15 protein-coding genes are annotated in these 16,306 nt (G+C 59.0%); 10 read left to right on the top strand and 5 right to left on the bottom strand.

Going from position 1 to position 16,306, the window contains the following annotated elements:
• Positions 1-820 (bottom strand): hypothetical protein (locus ABYA88_RS05005; protein ID WP_373185835.1); only part of this gene is annotated, 820 nt, incomplete at its 3' end.
• 188 nt (positions 821-1,008) lie between these two features.
• On the opposite strand from ABYA88_RS05005, the gene ABYA88_RS05000 reads away from it, so the two are divergent.
• Entirely contained in the window at positions 1,009-1,980 is a 972-nt protein-coding gene (locus tag ABYA88_RS05000; RefSeq protein WP_373185833.1) for an acyltransferase, read from the top strand.
• Here ABYA88_RS05000 and ald read toward each other — a convergent pair.
• Together ald and ABYA88_RS04990 are read right to left on the bottom strand one after the other, a co-directional pair.
• Positions 1,944-3,065, bottom strand: a complete 1,122-nt coding sequence (gene ald / locus ABYA88_RS04995; protein ID WP_373185831.1) for an alanine dehydrogenase — start codon at positions 3,063-3,065, stop codon at positions 1,944-1,946. The genes ABYA88_RS05000 and ald overlap by 37 nt on opposite strands.
• A gap of 115 nt (positions 3,066-3,180) precedes the next feature.
• On the bottom strand, positions 3,181-4,233 hold the full coding sequence (locus tag ABYA88_RS04990; protein ID WP_373185829.1) for a GGDEF domain-containing protein: 1,053 nt from the start codon (positions 4,231-4,233) through the stop codon (positions 3,181-3,183).
• A 210-nt stretch (positions 4,234-4,443) separates the two neighbouring features.
• On the opposite strand from ABYA88_RS04990, the gene ABYA88_RS04985 reads away from it, so the two are divergent.
• The 5 genes from ABYA88_RS04985 (at position 4,444) to ABYA88_RS04965 (ending at position 10,203) form a co-directional block, all read left to right on the top strand.
• Entirely contained in the window at positions 4,444-5,448 is a 1,005-nt protein-coding gene (locus ABYA88_RS04985; protein WP_373185827.1) for a response regulator, read from the top strand.
• 21 nt (positions 5,449-5,469) lie between these two features.
• Positions 5,470-6,429 carry a diguanylate cyclase gene (locus ABYA88_RS04980; protein WP_373185825.1) on the top strand — a complete coding sequence of 320 codons (960 nt, stop codon included), beginning with the start codon at positions 5,470-5,472 and terminating at the stop codon, positions 6,427-6,429.
• 208 nt (positions 6,430-6,637) lie between these two features.
• Positions 6,638-6,802: a hypothetical protein gene (locus ABYA88_RS04975; protein ID WP_373185823.1), complete on the top strand. Its 165-nt coding sequence runs from the start codon at positions 6,638-6,640 to the stop codon at positions 6,800-6,802.
• A gap of 76 nt (positions 6,803-6,878) precedes the next feature.
• On the top strand, positions 6,879-8,258 hold the full coding sequence (gene dbpA, locus ABYA88_RS04970) for an ATP-dependent RNA helicase DbpA (protein WP_373185821.1): 1,380 nt from the start codon (positions 6,879-6,881) through the stop codon (positions 8,256-8,258).
• Positions 8,259-8,301: 43 nt separating this feature from the next.
• On the top strand, positions 8,302-10,203 hold the full coding sequence (locus ABYA88_RS04965; RefSeq protein ID WP_373185819.1) for an SLC13 family permease: 1,902 nt from the start codon (positions 8,302-8,304) through the stop codon (positions 10,201-10,203).
• On the opposite strand, the gene ABYA88_RS04960 is transcribed toward ABYA88_RS04965, so the two are convergent.
• The gene (locus ABYA88_RS04960; protein ID WP_373185817.1) at positions 10,200-10,376 is read right to left on the bottom strand and encodes a rubredoxin; all 177 of its coding nucleotides are present in this window, start codon (positions 10,374-10,376) and stop codon (positions 10,200-10,202) included. The genes ABYA88_RS04965 and ABYA88_RS04960 overlap by 4 nt on opposite strands.
• Positions 10,373-11,581, bottom strand: a complete 1,209-nt coding sequence (locus ABYA88_RS04955; protein WP_373185815.1) for an alkane 1-monooxygenase — start codon at positions 11,579-11,581, stop codon at positions 10,373-10,375. The genes ABYA88_RS04960 and ABYA88_RS04955 overlap by 4 nt, the downstream gene beginning before the upstream one ends.
• A 138-nt stretch (positions 11,582-11,719) precedes the next feature.
• On the opposite strand from ABYA88_RS04955, the gene ABYA88_RS04950 reads away from it, so the two are divergent.
• The 4 genes from ABYA88_RS04950 to ABYA88_RS04935 all read left to right on the top strand — a co-directional run bounded on the left by ABYA88_RS04950 (position 11,720) and on the right by ABYA88_RS04935 (position 16,292).
• Positions 11,720-12,781: a helix-turn-helix domain-containing protein gene (locus tag ABYA88_RS04950; RefSeq protein WP_373185813.1), complete on the top strand. Its 1,062-nt coding sequence runs from the start codon at positions 11,720-11,722 to the stop codon at positions 12,779-12,781.
• A 154-nt stretch (positions 12,782-12,935) separates the two neighbouring features.
• Entirely contained in the window at positions 12,936-14,783 is a 1,848-nt protein-coding gene (locus ABYA88_RS04945) for a 7TM diverse intracellular signaling domain-containing protein (RefSeq protein ID WP_373185811.1), read from the top strand.
• Positions 14,784-15,084: 301 nt separating this feature from the next.
• Positions 15,085-15,399: a hypothetical protein gene (locus tag ABYA88_RS04940; protein ID WP_373185809.1), complete on the top strand. Its 315-nt coding sequence runs from the start codon at positions 15,085-15,087 to the stop codon at positions 15,397-15,399.
• A gap of 374 nt (positions 15,400-15,773) precedes the next feature.
• On the top strand, positions 15,774-16,292 hold the full coding sequence (locus ABYA88_RS04935) for a diguanylate cyclase domain-containing protein (protein WP_373185807.1): 519 nt from the start codon (positions 15,774-15,776) through the stop codon (positions 16,290-16,292).
• Positions 16,293-16,306 lie beyond the last annotated feature (14 nt).

Genomic DNA, 16,306 nt, shown 5'->3' with positions numbered 1-16,306 from the left:
CCATTTCCTCAGGATTTTCCCGGCTGAATCCCTTCGGCGGTTCGGGCACGGCCAGTGACACAGCATCATTGGGCTGCACCAGCCCGATGCGACGCAACTGCCAATCCTGCATGCGGGTGTCCCAGACAGACAGGCTGATGACGCCATAGGCAAACCAGCCAAGCAGTATGGCTACCGCAACGAGGTTCCCGCGCAGCGCTGTTCCGTGTCGCTGGCCCACCAGTATGCGGTAAACCAGTGCGGCGAACAGCAGCATGATGATATCCAGGCCCTTGGCGCCAACCAGATCCACCGCCTGCAGAGCAGGCAGAAACGAGGATTGCGCCTCGGCGAAATGTGTTTGGAACAACAAAGGATAGACTGCCATCACGCCGACCAGACACAGTGGAAAGCTCAGAAGCTCCGCCCCCCCCAGCCGACGGGTCAACCAGTGGAAAAGCAGGCAGGCCAACCCCAGAGAAAGACCGGCGTACAACCAGAAGCCGAGGCTCAGCAGTACAGTAGCGAAAGTTGAGTAGTCGTCGAGATGAGCGACAAAGTCCAGCATCCAATGGCTGGCGATGGCAAAACATACCGTGCCGGTAGTCCATCCGCAGAGCAGGGCCGTGCCGGGACTGGCATGGCGAAGCGCGAACAGAAGGGGTACCCAGCCAAACCAGGCAGTCCAGAATAGCTCCGGACTCAGCCAGGGAATCCCGATGAAGCCCCCGCCGAGAAACGCGAGCGCCAGCCGCACCGTTAGCGGCAGTGCGCTGATGTGCGGGTCTGTCCGCTTGGAAGTGCCATCGATGGCCTGTGATGAAACGAGTTGCCGCGACATCGGACAGGAACTCCAGGGCATGCCCGGGCGGATAGTAAGGCCGAGGCTATTGAGCCGACACGTTAAGTACAACCCAGCACGCGAACAATCACCCTAACGGGTGATGGCAGCCGCAGTCAGTGAGACACAGGCTGCCAGCACAGGCAAAAAAAGCTATTCTTTTGCTATCGCGGATTGGAAACAGCTACATGCCACACTGGTTAACCGGCACGCTGACCTGCCTGGTCATTCTGTTCTATACCCTGATCGGAATCGGACCGATGCTGATCCTAGGACTGCTCAAGGTTGCCATACCCCTGCGGGGTTTCCAACGGCGCTGTTCCCAGGCTGTGATGTGGATCGCGGAAACCTGGGCAGAAGGCGTGAATGCGACCATCAGCCGTATGACTGGCACCCGCTGGGATATCCGCTGCGAGGGCGAGTTGAGCCCCCAACATTCGTATCTGGTGGTCTCCAACCACCAATCCTGGGTTGATATTCCGGCCCTACTGCAGGCATTCAACCGCAAAACGCCCTATTTCAAGTTCTTCCTGAAGAAACAACTGGTATGGATCCCGTTCCTCGGCCTGGCATTCTGGGCACTGGACTATCCGTTCATGAAACGCTACAGCAAAGCCCATCTGGCAAAAAGACCACAGGACAAGGGCAAGGATCTGGAGATTACCCAGCGCGCGTGCCAGAAATTCCGCGACATGCCTGTCACCATCGTCAACTATCTAGAAGGTACGCGCCTCACCCCGGCCAAGCATCGGGCGCAGAACTCACCCTTCCGGTATTTGCTCAGACCCAAATCCGGCGGCGTCGCTTTTGTAATGGCTGCCCTGGGCAAACAAATGCGTTCGCTGCTGGACGTTACTATCGTCTATCCGCAGGGCAAGCCCCCCGGATTCTGGGCTCTAATCAGCGGACGCGTCGACCGGGTGGTGATCGACATCCGCCAGCTAGAGCTCGCCGACGAGCTGTTTGCCGGCGACTATGCGAATGACCCCGCGTTCCGGATCCGCTTTCAGAAATGGGTCAATAATCTGTGGCAGGCGAAGGACCAGCGCATAGAGGAGCTGCATGCCGAGATACTGCAGCGCAGATCCGTGTACCTGATTCCGCAGGTGTCCACCGACGCAAATCAGCGCATCGCAGCCAAAGCATCTTCAGGCGATTGAGCCGGTATTCCCAGCGCTTCGCCGACGCTGGCGTTGGTAAGTTGCCCCGCCGCCACATTCAGTCCGCGGCGCAAGTGGGGATCTTCGCTCAATGCCTGCCTGCCACCCTTGTTGGCGAGCGCCAATACAAAGGGCAGCGTCGCGTTGTTCAGCGCCTGAGTGGCGGTGCGCGCCACCGCACCTGGCATATTGGCGACACAGTAATGCACTACATCATCGACTACATAGGTGGGATCGGCATGGGTCGTGGCGCGCGAGGTTTCGGCGCAACCACCCTGATCGATAGCCACATCAACCAGCACCGCCCCAGCCCGCATGCGTGAAACCAGCTCCGCGCTGATCAACTTTGGCGCAGCGGCACCCGGAACCAGAACGGCGCCGATGACCAGGTCCGCAACCACGACCTGCTCCTCGAGCGTTGCCGTGGTGGAGTAAAGGGTATTGATACGGTTGCCGTAGCGAGCGTCAAGCAGGCGGAGCACCTCGGGATTCTTGTCCAGTACGGTAACGTCGGCGCCCATACCAATTGCCATGGCCAGCGCGTTGCTGCCGACGACCCCACCACCGAGAATCACTACCCGCCCACGCGGAACGCCTGGAACGCCGCCAAGCAGTACACCGCGGCCCCCACGGGCTTTTTCCAGACACCCGGCACCGGCCTGCACGGCCATCCGCCCCGCCACCTCCGACATGGGCGCCAGTAAGGGCAGGCCGCCGCGGGCATCGGTCACTGTTTCATAGGCTATACACAACGCGCCGGAGGAGAGCAGGCCCTGCGTTTGCGGCCGGTCCGGAGCGAGATGCAGGTAGGTAAAAAGAATGTGCTTCGGTCCCAGGCGCGCGCGCTCCTGCTCCTGCGGCTCCTTGACCTTGACGATCAACTGCCCTCGCTGGAAAACCGTCTCGACACTACCCAGCTGCGCGCCGGCCGCGGCATAGTCGTTATCAGTGAAGCCAATCGCCGCGCCTGCATCATGCTCGACCGTTACCTCATGCCCGCTGCGCACCAGTTCGGCAACGGCCGTCGGCGTCAGGCCTACCCGATATTCATGGTTCTTGATTTCCCGCGGCACACCAATATGCATGTCATTCTCCTTCTGCTCGGACCAGGGGCCTCACGCCCGACAATCAGTGTAGAAGATAACAGTGCGTATTCAGTTTTATTTACATATGTGCGTTATTTATTACAGCCGCGTTACGTCATAGATGACGCGGGGTAGAGAGCGGATATTGCTGGCCGGCAGCCACGACCTGGTCGCGTCCGGCCGCTTTCGCTTCGTACATGCGCCTGTCAGCGGTTTGCATCAGCTCATCCAGGGATTGTCCATCCTCTCCGAGCGCCGCCACTCCGGCACTGAAGGTCATAACCTGGCTAGCCGCGCCGACATCCAGGGGATTGTCGCTAAGATGCCGGCGCAGATCATTGGCAAGCTCGGCAGCCTGATCAAGCGCAGCGCCCGGCAGCAAAATAGCGAACTCCTCGCCGCCGAGCCGGCAAAGCAGGTCGGTGTCACGCAGGCGGCCAGAGAGCGTTGTGGACAGATGACATAGCGCGCGATCACCCACGTCATGGCCATACTGATCATTGATGCGCTTGAAGTAGTCGACATCCAGAACAATCAGCGAGAGCGGCTTGTTGTCGCGCAGTGCATGGCTACGCTCACGTTCGAGTACTTCGGCGAGCTTCATGCGATTGGCCAGGCCCGTCAGATTATCAGTGCTCGCCAGCTCGATGAGTCGCGCTTCGTTCCTGACCCGGCTGCGCTCGTAAATATGAGAGAGCAGCAGGATTGCCATGCTGCTTAAACCTACGTTCGCCATCATCATCAGGCTAAGCAGCGATTCCTGCACCTGATAGCGATAACCGAAAGCGGCCACGGCCAGACTGATAAACACAAACGACATCCAGAAACCACCGCGCAGACCCAGCAGTAAATAGCAGATGATCGGAATAGTCTGGATCCAGGCGAACACGGTGAAAGAAGTGCGTGGGAGCAGCATCGCCAGTACCATCAATGAAAAAAATGGAACCAGAAAGGCTACTGTTACCCACATCAGATGCCGGGTACGGTCGACAAGACGCAATACAGCGAGGGCAAGCAGCACAAAAAAAACCTCGCCCACCGCGAGAAGCCACAATTCGCGGCCTATATTCAATCCAGCGAACAGGGTACCGCTCACGACTGTCATCCATAATAGCGCCTTGAGTACCAGTCGCCTGTGCTGCTGGCTGGCCTCCAATCCCTCGTCCATCCGTTCACTCCTGAATCGGCTGCCAATTTTCTCCATGGGCCTCCCCGGCTGGCGGTTAACGAAAAAGTCCTCGACTTTTGCGCATAATCGCTTCTCAATTACCACGCGGCTTGGCATTCTTGCGCAAAGTATGGCCAAATGCCTTCGCTAGGCAAGCGCCAATTGGCGACAAATTCATTCAAATCGCGCAATGTAACAAGGATAGTGGATGTGAGTACCATACCATTGCTGGTGTGCGACGACTCGAACATGGCCCGCAAACAACTTATCCGGTCGCTGCCATCCAACTGGCCATTCCGGATAACACAGGCAGCCAATGGGTTGGAAGGACTGGAAGCCATTCGCCAGGGCGATGGCCAAATCGTTCTCCTCGATCTGACGATGCCCGAAATGGACGGTTTCGGGCTGCTCTCCCGGCTGCGCGAAGAAGGACTGCAGGCTGAAGTCATTGTAGTGTCCGGCGACGTCCAGGATGAAGCGGTACGCAGAGCCAAGGCGCTGGGCGCAAAGGCTTTCATAAAGAAACCAGCTGACCCGATGCAGCTGGCCGACGCGCTCAATGCACTCGGAGTCGATATTCCGCTGACCCGGACGGCAGCAGAACAGACATCCCATTTCTCCGACCTGCCCAATGTTTCATTCCGCGACGCTTTTCGGGAAGTAACCAACATTGCCATGGGCCGGGCAGCCAACCTGCTGAGCAAGGTGCTCGGCGTGTTCATCCAGTTACCGATACCCAATGTGAACATCCTGGAGGTCGGCGAGCTGCACATGACTCTCGCTGATGCCCAGCGCGGCCAGAGTCTTACTGCCATTTGTCAGGGTTATATTGGCGGCGGCGTGGCCGGCGAAGCGCTGCTCATATTTCATGATGCTGAAATCAACGATGTTGCCAGGCTACTGGAGACCCAGGAGGATGAGTCGGCGCGGCTGGAGATGCTGCTCGATCTGGCTACCATCATTATCGGCGCCTGCCTCAATGGCCTATCGGAACAGCTCAACATCAGTCTGTCACAAAGCCATCCCCTGGTACTCGGGCAGCACTGCCCGATTGAAGACCTGGTACGCATCAACCAGCGGCGCTGGAAACGCACTCTGGCTGTGGAAATCAGTTATGGACTGGAAGACCTGGATATCCATTTCGACCTGCTGCTGCTGTTCACCGAGGATTCGGTTCCCCGGCTACGGGAAAAACTCGACTTTATGATCAACTGAAAGCACGAAAAGGACCGGACAATGCCCGCCCAGTTTGACATCACCGAACTTCACTGGCTTCTGGACGTAGTCCAGAGCATCGACGTCGGTGTAGTGGTCATGGATCGCGAGTACCGGATCGACGTCTGGAACAGCTTCATGGAAAACCACTCCGGGCTGGGAGCGGACGAAGTTGCCGGGCGAACACTGTTCGAGGTGTTTCCCGAAATAGAGCGCAACTGGTTCAGCCGCAAGGTCGAAACGGCGGTGATGCTGGGCACGCGCGCCTTCACGATCTGGGAGCAGCGTCCCAACCTGGTCCGGTTCAAGAGTTACCAGCCGATCACCGGACTGGCAGACGAGATGTATCAGAACGTCACCATTCTGCCGCTGCGCAGCACCAGCGGCGTCAGCGACCATGTTTGCCTGATCATTTATGACGTGACCAGCGTGGCGGTCAACAAAAGGCAACTGGAGTCGGCGAACACCCAGCTGCAGGAGCTGGCGCTGCGCGACGGCCTTACCGGGCTGCTCAACCGCCGCCACTGGGAACAGTGCATGGAGAACGAGTTCTCCCGCCACCAGCGCTACGAGCGCCCGACCAGTCTGCTGATGTTCGATATCGATCACTTCAAGAATTTCAATGATACCTATGGGCACCAGCTAGGCGACGAGGTAATTCGCGAGGTGGCCCGTCTGACCCGGCTCTATGCCAGGGAGACCGACTTCGCTGGGCGATATGGCGGGGAAGAATTTGCGGTACTCCTGCCCGACACCCCGGTCGACGGGGCCTACCAGTTTGCCGAACGCCTGCGCAAGGCAATAGCGGCACTGCAGATCCCACATAATGGGCAGGTCCTGCACGTGACCATCAGCCTCGGTGTGGCGGAGCTGGTCGACACCATGCTCAATCACACTCAGCTAATCGAATCGGCAGACAAGGCCCTGTATCAGTCCAAGGAAAATGGACGTAATTGCACGACGATTGCAGCAAATGACTAGTCGCAGACAGAAAATGAATATTTGTAGGTTCTTCGCTCCGCGCTCTTTTATTGTGCTGGCACATTGACGTAATATGCGCCGAACCAGGACGTGCCAATAGATAGACGCAGGGATAGCCTATCCTCTCCCGATGACGTTAACCCGTCACATCCTGGTAGTCATCTATTCAAAAATCGTTTAAGACAATGATCATCATGGAGTGATTATCATGGGCAGTAGCAACCGCGGTTGGAGCTGGGCGTACAACAAGGCACGCAGCTATCATGTTTCCCGCGCCAGCGCAGTTATTCGTGCGACGCGTTTCTGGATGACCGGCGATACCGGCTCTTTCACCAGCCATGGCGGGTTTCGCAGGTCACGTATCAGGCGCTGAGGGATAAAAAATTGGTGCGGCCAGCCAATTAGCCATTCTGCTACAATGGGCCGCCATTACGCTTCAGGTGCCCCCCTTGCATTCGTCTTCCTTTTCATCGCTACCGCTGCCATCGGCACTCCTGCAAACCCTCGAGCACCTGGGTTTCGAACAGATGACGCCGGTGCAGGCTGCGGCATTACCGCTGATCCTCACTGGTAACGACCTGATTGCCCAGTCGCGGACCGGTAGCGGCAAGACCGCCGCGTTCGGTATCGGATTGCTGGTACCGCTCAATCCGGCCTTTCTGGGTTGTCAGGCGCTGGTCATGAGCCCCACCCGCGAACTCGCCGCGCAGACCGCCACTGCGCTGCGCACGCTGGCCAGGGCGATGCCCAACATCAAGATCGTCACGCTCTGTGGCGGCACGCCTTTCGGGCCCCAGGCGGCCTCACTGGAACAGGGAGCCCATGTTATCGTCGGCACCCCAGGCCGGATCAAGGATCACCTTGATCGCGGCACGCTGGAACTCAACGGGCTGAACTGCCTGGTGCTGGACGAAGCCGACCGAATGCTCGACATGGGCTTTCATGATGCCATCAGCGCAATTATCGAAATGGCGCCCAAACGCCGACAGACATTGCTGTTCTCGGCTACCTATCCAGCGTCGATCGAGGCGCTCGCCAGCCGTTTCCTGCAGGCGCCCCAGCGCGTCAGCATCGAGGATAGCGAACCACAGAACCCGATTTTGCAGCGCTTCTACGAAATCACGCCCAAGGAACGGCTGCAGGCGGTAGTCCGCCTGCTGGCCGCAGAACGCCTGCAACCCTGCATAGCGTTCTGCCATACCCGTCAGCAGTGCCAGGACCTGCTCCAGCACCTGCAGGCGCACAAGGTCAGTGCCCTGACCCTGCATGGCGATATGGAGCAGCGCGAGCGCGATGAAGTGCTCGCGCTGTTCGCCAATCAGAGCTGCAGCGTACTGGTCGCCACCGATGTGGCCGCGCGGGGTATAGATATTGCTGGTGTTGCCGCCGTGATCAACGTCGAGCTCTCCCCCGATCCGGCAGTGCATACTCATCGTATTGGGCGTAGCGGCCGCGCCGGCGAGCCCGGCCTGGCACTGAGTCTGGTTGCTCCCTCGGAGGGCGGCCGCGCGACCGCGATCGAAACCGCCCAAGGGCGCCCGCTTGACTGGCATCCTACCGCCCAGCTACCGGAAACGCTGGATACCCCGCTCATTGCCCCGATGCGTACCCTGGCGATTTCCGGGGGCCGAAAGGACAAGGTACGTCCCGGCGACTTGCTTGGCGCGCTGACCGGAGACGCAGGACTGCCCGCCGATGCGATTGGCAAGATCAGCATCACCGACTATCAGGCGCTGGTTGCGATCAAGCGCGACTTGGCGCCGGTCGCGCTGCAGCGTCTGGAGCAAGGCAAGATCAAGGGTCGTCGTTTCAAGGTGCGACTGTTTTGAGCGCATCCAAAAGTATTGAAAGCTTTGCCAAGATGAGTACAAGATGAATCTTGAGCAAGTTATGATTTTCGCTATCTTGGCCACCACCATCGGCCTGTTTCTGTGGGATCGCCTGCGTCACGACGTTGTCGCCCTCGCCGCTTTGCTCGCTTGCGTATTTACCGGCCTGATCCCGACTACCGAAGCGTTCAGTGGTTTCGCTCAACCTGCAGTCATCACGGTAGCCGCCGTGCTTATTCTCGGTTATGGCCTCCAGACCACGGGCGCCGTTGAGTATGTGGCTCAAAAGATTCTGCCGCGAGACAGCGGACCGCTAATCAGCATTGGTGCGCTGACCCTCCTGGGAGCCGCGTTTTCCGGATTCATGAACAACGTTGGCGCCATGGCACTGCTCATGCCCATCGCCATGCAGATAGCTAAACGTCAGGAGATAGCCCCTGGCAAGGTGCTGATGCCCCTGGCATTCGGCACGATTCTCGGTGGCATGACTACCCTTATCGGCACGCCGCCCAATCTGATCGTCGCAGACTTCCGTCGTGCTGAGATCGGCTCGTCCTTCACTATGTTCGACTTTACCCCGGTAGGACTATCCGTCGCCCTGATTGGCGTCATATTTATTGTCCTTTTTGGACGCTGGCTTGTCCCCCATCGCGAGAAACATGACGCTGAAAGCTTCGATACCGGGACCTACCTTACTGAAGTGCGTATAGGAGAAGATGCCAAACTGGTGGATCGCCGGCTCGGCGACGTAGAAAAGCTCCTGGACGAAGAAGATGCCCAGATAGTCGGACTGGTACGTAACGATTTCCGGGTCATCTCCCCGCTGCCAAATGAGACATTGCGCGCCGGTGACATTCTGGTCATAGAAGCAGACCCCGGCGCACTGGGGACGACGCTCACCACGCTGGGCATGAAACTGGAAGAGGCTGTGGACACGCGTAAGAGCGCGCACGCCCACGACCAGGAAGAGACAGAGGATGGTTCGGGAACCACCGCGGCACAAAATGCGAATGCACAATCTGCAGCTGTCGAACCAGCGGAAGCAAAGGAAAAAGCAAAAAAAGAAAGCAGTGAGAAGAACCAGGATGATCACATGACGCTGCAGGAGCTGGTCGTACAAACCAACTCCCTGCTAGTCGATCGAAGCGCAACGGACCTGCAGATCCGCTCTCGATTCGGCATTAACCTGCTCGCCATCTCACGGCAAGGTCATCGCTCCATCAGGCGCCTGCGCTGGACACATCTTGGTGCGGGCGACGTATTGCTGATGCAAGGCCGGGCCGAAGCAATCAACACATTTGCTAGCGAGTACCGCTGCATTCCCCTGGCGCCACGGGCAATACTGATTCCGCACCGAAACAAGGCCATCACCGCAGTGGCCATCATGCTCGCAGTCGTGCTGCTCGCGGCGACCGGCGTACTGCCCGCTGCGTTGGCATTCACGCTGGGCGTCCTAGGTTACATGCTGACCAAAGTCATTCCGCTGCGCAAAATATATGATGCGGTGGATTGGCCGATAATCGTTCTGCTCGGAGCCTTAATGCCCCTGGCTGCGGCAATGGCCGAAACTGGCGCCGCGGACCTTCTGGCCCGAACGCTGCTCGACCAGGTGGCACAGGGCAACGCTGTTGTCGGACTGACACTGGTTCTGATCATCACAATGATGCTCTCTGATTTCATGAACAATGCCGCTACGGCGGCCGTCATGTGCCCGATTGCGCTGAGCATCGCAAATCTTTTGGGAGTCAATCCCGACAGCTACCTCATGGCGGTTGCCATAGGCGCCTCGTGCGCCTTTCTGACACCCATCGGGCACCAAAACAACACTCTGATTCTTGGCCCGGGCGGTTTCCGCTTTGGCGATTACTGGCGTCTCGGCTTACCGGTCGAAGTCTTGGTCGTTGCCGTCAGCGTGCCGATGCTGCTCTGGGTCTGGCCGCTCTAGGGCGGGCTTTCGTCGCTGCCGGTGAAGTCGTCCTTGTAGCTAATGGCGCAATCGGGGCAGACGAAGTCCTCCGGGAGCTCGTCCCAGGCGGTCCCTGCCGAGAAGCCCATGTGCGCATCGCCAACCGCCTCATCGTAGACATAGCCACATTCAGGACAGAGATAGCGGCTCATGCAACCACCCCCTCAGCCACAGGGTCTTTCTGTGCATCGCCCAGACCATACCTACGCATCAGCCGTTCACGCTTGGCCGGCTCGAAGTTGATCCGCGAAGGGTCGCGCTCTACGGCGTCAAGCAACCGCTTGTCCATCACCTTGAACCACAGCGACGGAACGTAGGCAATCGCGTACATGCCGAAATAGCCGTTCGGCAGGCGCGGCAGGTCGGGGAAATCACGCAGGGACTGGTAGCGACGCGTGGGATGCGCATGGTGGTCGGAGTGACGCTGCAGATGAAACAGAGCCCAGTTCGAGAACAGATGATTACTGTTCCACGAATGGTAGGGCTGACACCGTTCATAGCGGCCATTGGCCTGCTGCTTGCGCAAAAGACCGTAATGCTCGATGTAATTCGCCTGGGTCAGCTGGAAAGCACCCCAGAACGCGATCAGCAGCAGCACCGGAATCATCTCCACTCCCAGAAACGCGATAAGCGTGCCATATAGTGCAATGCTGATTAGCGCCGGCTGGATGATTTCGTTGTCCAGACTCCATACTGACTTGCCACAGCGATCAAGTCGCTCGGCTTCAAGATCCCAGGCCCGGAAGAAGGCGCCGGGCATCTCGCGAAAGACAAAGCGGTAGATGCTTTCGCCCATGCGCGAGGAGGCCGGGTCTATCGGGGTGGCCACGTCGCGATGGTGACCCCGGTTATGTTCAACAAAAAAATGTCCGTAGAAGCCCAGCGCCAGCGTAATCTTTGCCAACCAGCGTTCAAGGCTGGTCTTTTTATGGCCCATTTCGTGGCCCAGATTCAAGCCATATCCCAGGGTACCGCCGGCAGCCAGTATCACCGCCAGCACACCATGCCAGGGCAGATCGTGAGTGCCGACGAAAATAACACTGACCAGAAAGCTGGCCCAGAGAATCGGCACCAGGGCATAGGTGACGTACTTGTAGTACGGGTCTGCTTCCAGTGCCGGAACCGCGTCCTCTGGAGGATTGCTCTGGTCCTCACCGATTACCGCATCGAGCAGCGGAATAATCAGATAGCTGAAAAGGGTCGGCAGCCATAACCACAACGGATTCGCCGACACGAACATGTACATCAAAGGGCCAATCAGAGCGATGCAGGGCACGAGAAGCGAAAACAGCCAGAGGTGTCTCTTGCGGTCGACATACTCCGGGCTCGATTCGGAGGCAGGGGCGAAACTGTTCATATCGGATACCTTTGTTGTTATTTCACGGAATTAGCCGATTACAATTCGATCATCCTCCCCCGCTCTGACGCCGCCTACCGTTGCAACGGGCAATAAATCGTCATATTGTGACAATTCCATTCGGCAGCGGTGCGGTTCATGTTCAACCAGCAACTCTGGCTAAGCCCCTCGATTCATCCGGTCTATGCGCGACTGATCTGCGCCGAACTGAAACGGCGCGGTTTTTCCGAAACGCAGATTCTGGAAGGAACGCGGCTGAACTGGAATACGCTGCACCACGACAACAGCTTTCTCAGCTTTGATCAGATGCACCGCCTGGTACTGCACGCGCTTGCGCTCAGCCAATGCCCGTGGCTGGGCATCGAAGTGGGTCGACACACCGACGTCTCCGCCCACGGCGCAGCTGGCTATGCCAGTATCGTCACCGGCAACGTCCGCTCAGCCGTGGGCATAATCAATCGGTACTCAAGCCTACGGCAGAACATTGCCGCGTTCAGGATCGATCCCCAGCAGCCAGCGATGCTGGTGCTCGACGAACGACTGATTCTGCCCGAACTGCGCGAATATCTGCTTGGCCATTTCACCACCGCGATACTGCGCTTGCTGGAAACGGCGACCGGCCTGCCCATGCATCAGCAGCTGACCCTGCACTGGCCCATGCCGGAAACCCAGTGGTCCGAGGCCTATCGCCAGGTGGCGGGCAAGGTGCAGTTCAACAGCGATCAGCTCCGCCTGGAGCTGCCGATAGGCTATCTGGACAGCCCCTGCCTGGCCTCGGATCTTGAAGCAGAACGCCTTGCCCTGCGCGACTGTGAGAATCAGTTACAGCGCCTGGTGCGCGGCGGCTCTCTCAGCGAGCGGATCAAGCAACGCTTGCTCAGCTGTGACAGCCAGTATCCGACCCTTGAGCAGATGGCGGCCCAGGAACACATGGCGCCGCGCACGCTGATACGTCATCTGGGTGATGAGGGCGTGCGCTACCAGACCCTGCTGGACGATGTCCGCTGTGATCTGGCGTGCTGGTTTCTATCCCAGACCAGCCTGAGTATCGAAAGCGTGGCGGAGCGCCTGGGCTATCTCGATCCGACCAACTTCAGCCGCACCTTCCGTCGCTGGCTGGGTGTGACGCCCCGTGGCTTTCGGCAGCAGGCACGACGCTCGTCATCCGAGTTTGACGCAAGCACCAGCACAGACCTATAGTCGCGGTCAGGGAAAGCCAACCACTTCACAAAAGCTGCTGATCGCAATTTCAGCCAGCCTGGCAGAACACGCCGGCCGCCGATGATGAATTACCAGGGATTCAGGTCACACTTCGCATATGGTCCTTTTAACGCACGCTCGACCCTGCAAGGCCATGCGCGTCTTGTCATTGCGCATTCTGCTGCTCGCCTGGGTTTCATTGCTCAGCATCACCGCGCTGGCCGCTCCAACGCTGGTGCTCGATGACTCCACAGTAACAGTCTCCGACCTGCAGCCTTTTGTCAGTTACCTGCGCGACCCCGGAAACAGTCTCGACCCCAGCAGTGTAATGGACCAGCCTGGTGCGTTTCGCCCGACCAGCGAACGCGGCGGCCTCAATTTCAGCTATACCCAGGATCGGGTCTGGCTGAAAGTGACGGTAGTCTCCGCAGCCGAGCACAGCACCGACTGGATACTCGAGATGCGCTATCCGTCATTGGACCGGGTCACTCTCTACAGTGTCGGTGCAGACGGCACCAGCGTGCAGCACCAGGGCGATACGCTGCCATACAAGCAACGGGATCTGAAGCATCGGAACCCCATCTTCGGGTTGCGCCTGGAGCCTGGGGAAACCCGCACGCTGTACATTGCCGCGCAATCGCATGGCAGTCTCACGCTCGATGCGCAACTATGGCAGGCAGAGCATTTCCATGAACACAGCCAAGCCTCCTACGTCCTGCTAGCTCTCTATTTTGGCATGTTGCTGGCACTGGCCATCTACAACCTTCTGTTGTTCGCCGTACTGCGTGAACGCTCTTTTGTACTCTACGTATGCTTCGTCGTCTCTTTCGGCGCCGGTGTGGCTGCAATCAATGGCCTGGGCGCTCAGTTCATCTGGCCCGGTCTGGGCGCACCCGGCAATCGCATTCTCCCTTTCGGACTCAGCCTTTCAGCTGCAGTGGGCGTGCTGTTCACCCGTTCGTTTCTCGATACCGCAAGGCGCACACCGGTTCTCGATGCGCTGCTGGCGACCTTTGCCTGGTGCGCGATGCTGGCCACCCTGGTCACCCTGTTCATTCCTATCCAGCCGGCCTTGCAGTTGATGTCGATTACCGGCCTGTTGACCACGGTGGTACTTTTCGCTGCTGGCCTGGTTTGCGTGATCAAGCGGATCCCCGGTGCAAGAATATTCGTCATTGCCTGGCTCATGTTGCTGGTTGGCGGGATGCTCCTGGGATTGCGCAATTTCGGCTTGGTCCCCTCCAACTTCATTACTGTAAACGCAATGCAGATCGGCTCAGCAGTGGAAATGCTGCTTCTCTCGCTGGGACTGGCGGCGCGATTCAACGAGCTCAAACGTCTCAAGGAACAGGCCCAGCTCCAGGCACTTTCCGCGCAGAAACAGGTTGTGCAGGCGCTGGTCCATCAAGAGCGCATACTCGCGCTGCGCGTTGCCGAGCGCACCGAAGCACTGGCCGAAGCCAACAAGCAACTGGAATTACTCGCCATGCAGGACCCGCTGACCGGTCTGGGGAATCGTAGTGCGCTGAGCCGCCACTTGCCGCAAGCGATGCAGCGCACTGCCCGACGACGCGAGTTTCTGTCGTTGACCCTTATTGATCTGGACGGTTTCAAGTCGATCAATGACGAACTGGGGCACGATGTCGGCGACCAGGTGCTGGTTGAAATCGCCAGGCGCCTGACTGACTGCGCCCGCCAGACCGACCTGGTCGGCCGGCTTGGAGGCGACGAGTTCATACTGATCAGCGAAGGAATAGCAGGCCCGGAGGATGCCCTGCAGCAGGGGCAGCGACTGCTCGACGCCTTGAGCATGCCGCTCGAGCTGGACGGTGTCAGTGTCAGCGTTGGTGCCAGCATCGGCATCAGTCTGAGCAACGGCATCGAGCCTGACGTGGAGGCATTGATGCGCCAAGCGGATCAGGCCATGTATCAGCGCAAGCGGAGCGGCCGTCATGGCGTCGTGCTGCATACCACACCGTCGCCCTCGAGGCGTGAGGCGTGAGGCACCTCCGGCGCTGCCTTCCGGCGGCACCGAGGCCTGGACTGCGACTTCCAACTACAACAACATGCACTTCGGCTACAGCTCTGATGCTCTCCGGATGAATATCGGGATCCAGTCCACTGCAACCCACGAGAGCCTGTTGCATGTTTATTTCCCCTACTCTTCGCTGAGCCGGGTGGTGGCTATTCCAGGAAGGCCAGCCCGAGCGTGTAAGCGGTCTCGGCGTAGCGCTGGCCGAGCGCGACTTCCCCCGCCGCAATGCTGTTTTCACGCTAAGCTTGCGCCGGGCGAGCAGATCACTGTGTATGCGCGCGCCGAATCCATGGGCAGCATTGGCGTTACCAGCCAGCTCTGGTCCCCGGCGGCGTTCGCCAGCCACAACGTGGGAAGCACAGCAACGGTCGCACTCTACTGCGGACTGATGCTTGGCCTGGGGATCTATCATCTGCTGCTCGGCGGTTTGCTGCGTAATCGCAATTACCTCCTTTACGGCAATCACCTTCTGTTATTCATGCTGGCCGCGGCGAATGCCTGTGGCCTGCTGTTGCTGCGCAACCTGTATGCTGGCAAGCGCTTTCCGACCCCTGGCGCGCGCTGCTCGGTGGGCTGGCACTGATCAGCGCGGCGCTCGCGCTGATTAGCCTGCTGCTGTCCCCTGCGTGGGCAAGCCGCGCCGTACCCTGGCTGGCGATCGCGGGTACGCTGCTTGCGTTCATTTGCCTAATGCGAGCCGTGGGGCAACAGCTCACCGCGGTCAGAGTCTTTCTACTGGAAACCACATTCATGCCCTGGGTATCACGCTGTTTACGCTGCGCGCAACAGGCCTGGTTCCTGTGCATTCGCTGACCGACCTGGCTGTCCAGGGCAGCAGCGCGGCAAGCCTGTCAGAATCAACTCAGTGTCGCGCCGAGTGCGCATGCGGGGGCCCAACTGTAACTGAAACAAACCGCTACGGAACTGGAGGATGCCCGAGCCAAGTCAAGCAAGGCATTGCTCGAGGATCCACTGACCAGTCTGGCTAACCGAGCTGCGCTGGATCGCCATATAGATCAAGTCCTGCGGCGCAGCCGGCGGCGCCAAACGCCGCTGGCAGTGATGCTGATCGACCTGGACAGATTCAGGCAACTGGCTGACCAATTGGGCGGCGCGACTGCAGACGCGATACTCTGCGTCATCGCCCATCGGCTGGCACGGGCGGCAAGGGAAACTGACTTTGTTGCCCGCCTGGAAGGTGCTGAATTTGTTCTGGTAGCTGATGATGTATCAGACCCGAACGCGGCGCGGATTGTAGCCGAGTGGCTGCTTGAAACGCTCACGCCAAGCGTCGAACTGGAGGATCAGAGCGTGTCGATGGAGCCAAATGTCGGGGTGACTCTGACCCAGGCGGCGGAACTGGACATGCCGCTACTGCTGCGCCACGCCGACATGGCGCGTTACGCGCGCAAGCGCAGTGGTAGGGGTGGCGTCAGCTTCTATCATCCAGGTCCGGTTGACGGCCAGCCGGCCTGACCGCAAGCTGATCG

The organism is Halopseudomonas sp. (assembly GCF_041579695.1).
Classification (GTDB): domain Bacteria; phylum Pseudomonadota; class Gammaproteobacteria; order Pseudomonadales; family Pseudomonadaceae; genus Halopseudomonas.
Note: the sequence above shows the minus strand (reverse complement) of the source record. Positions and strands in the feature narration are given on the sequence as shown.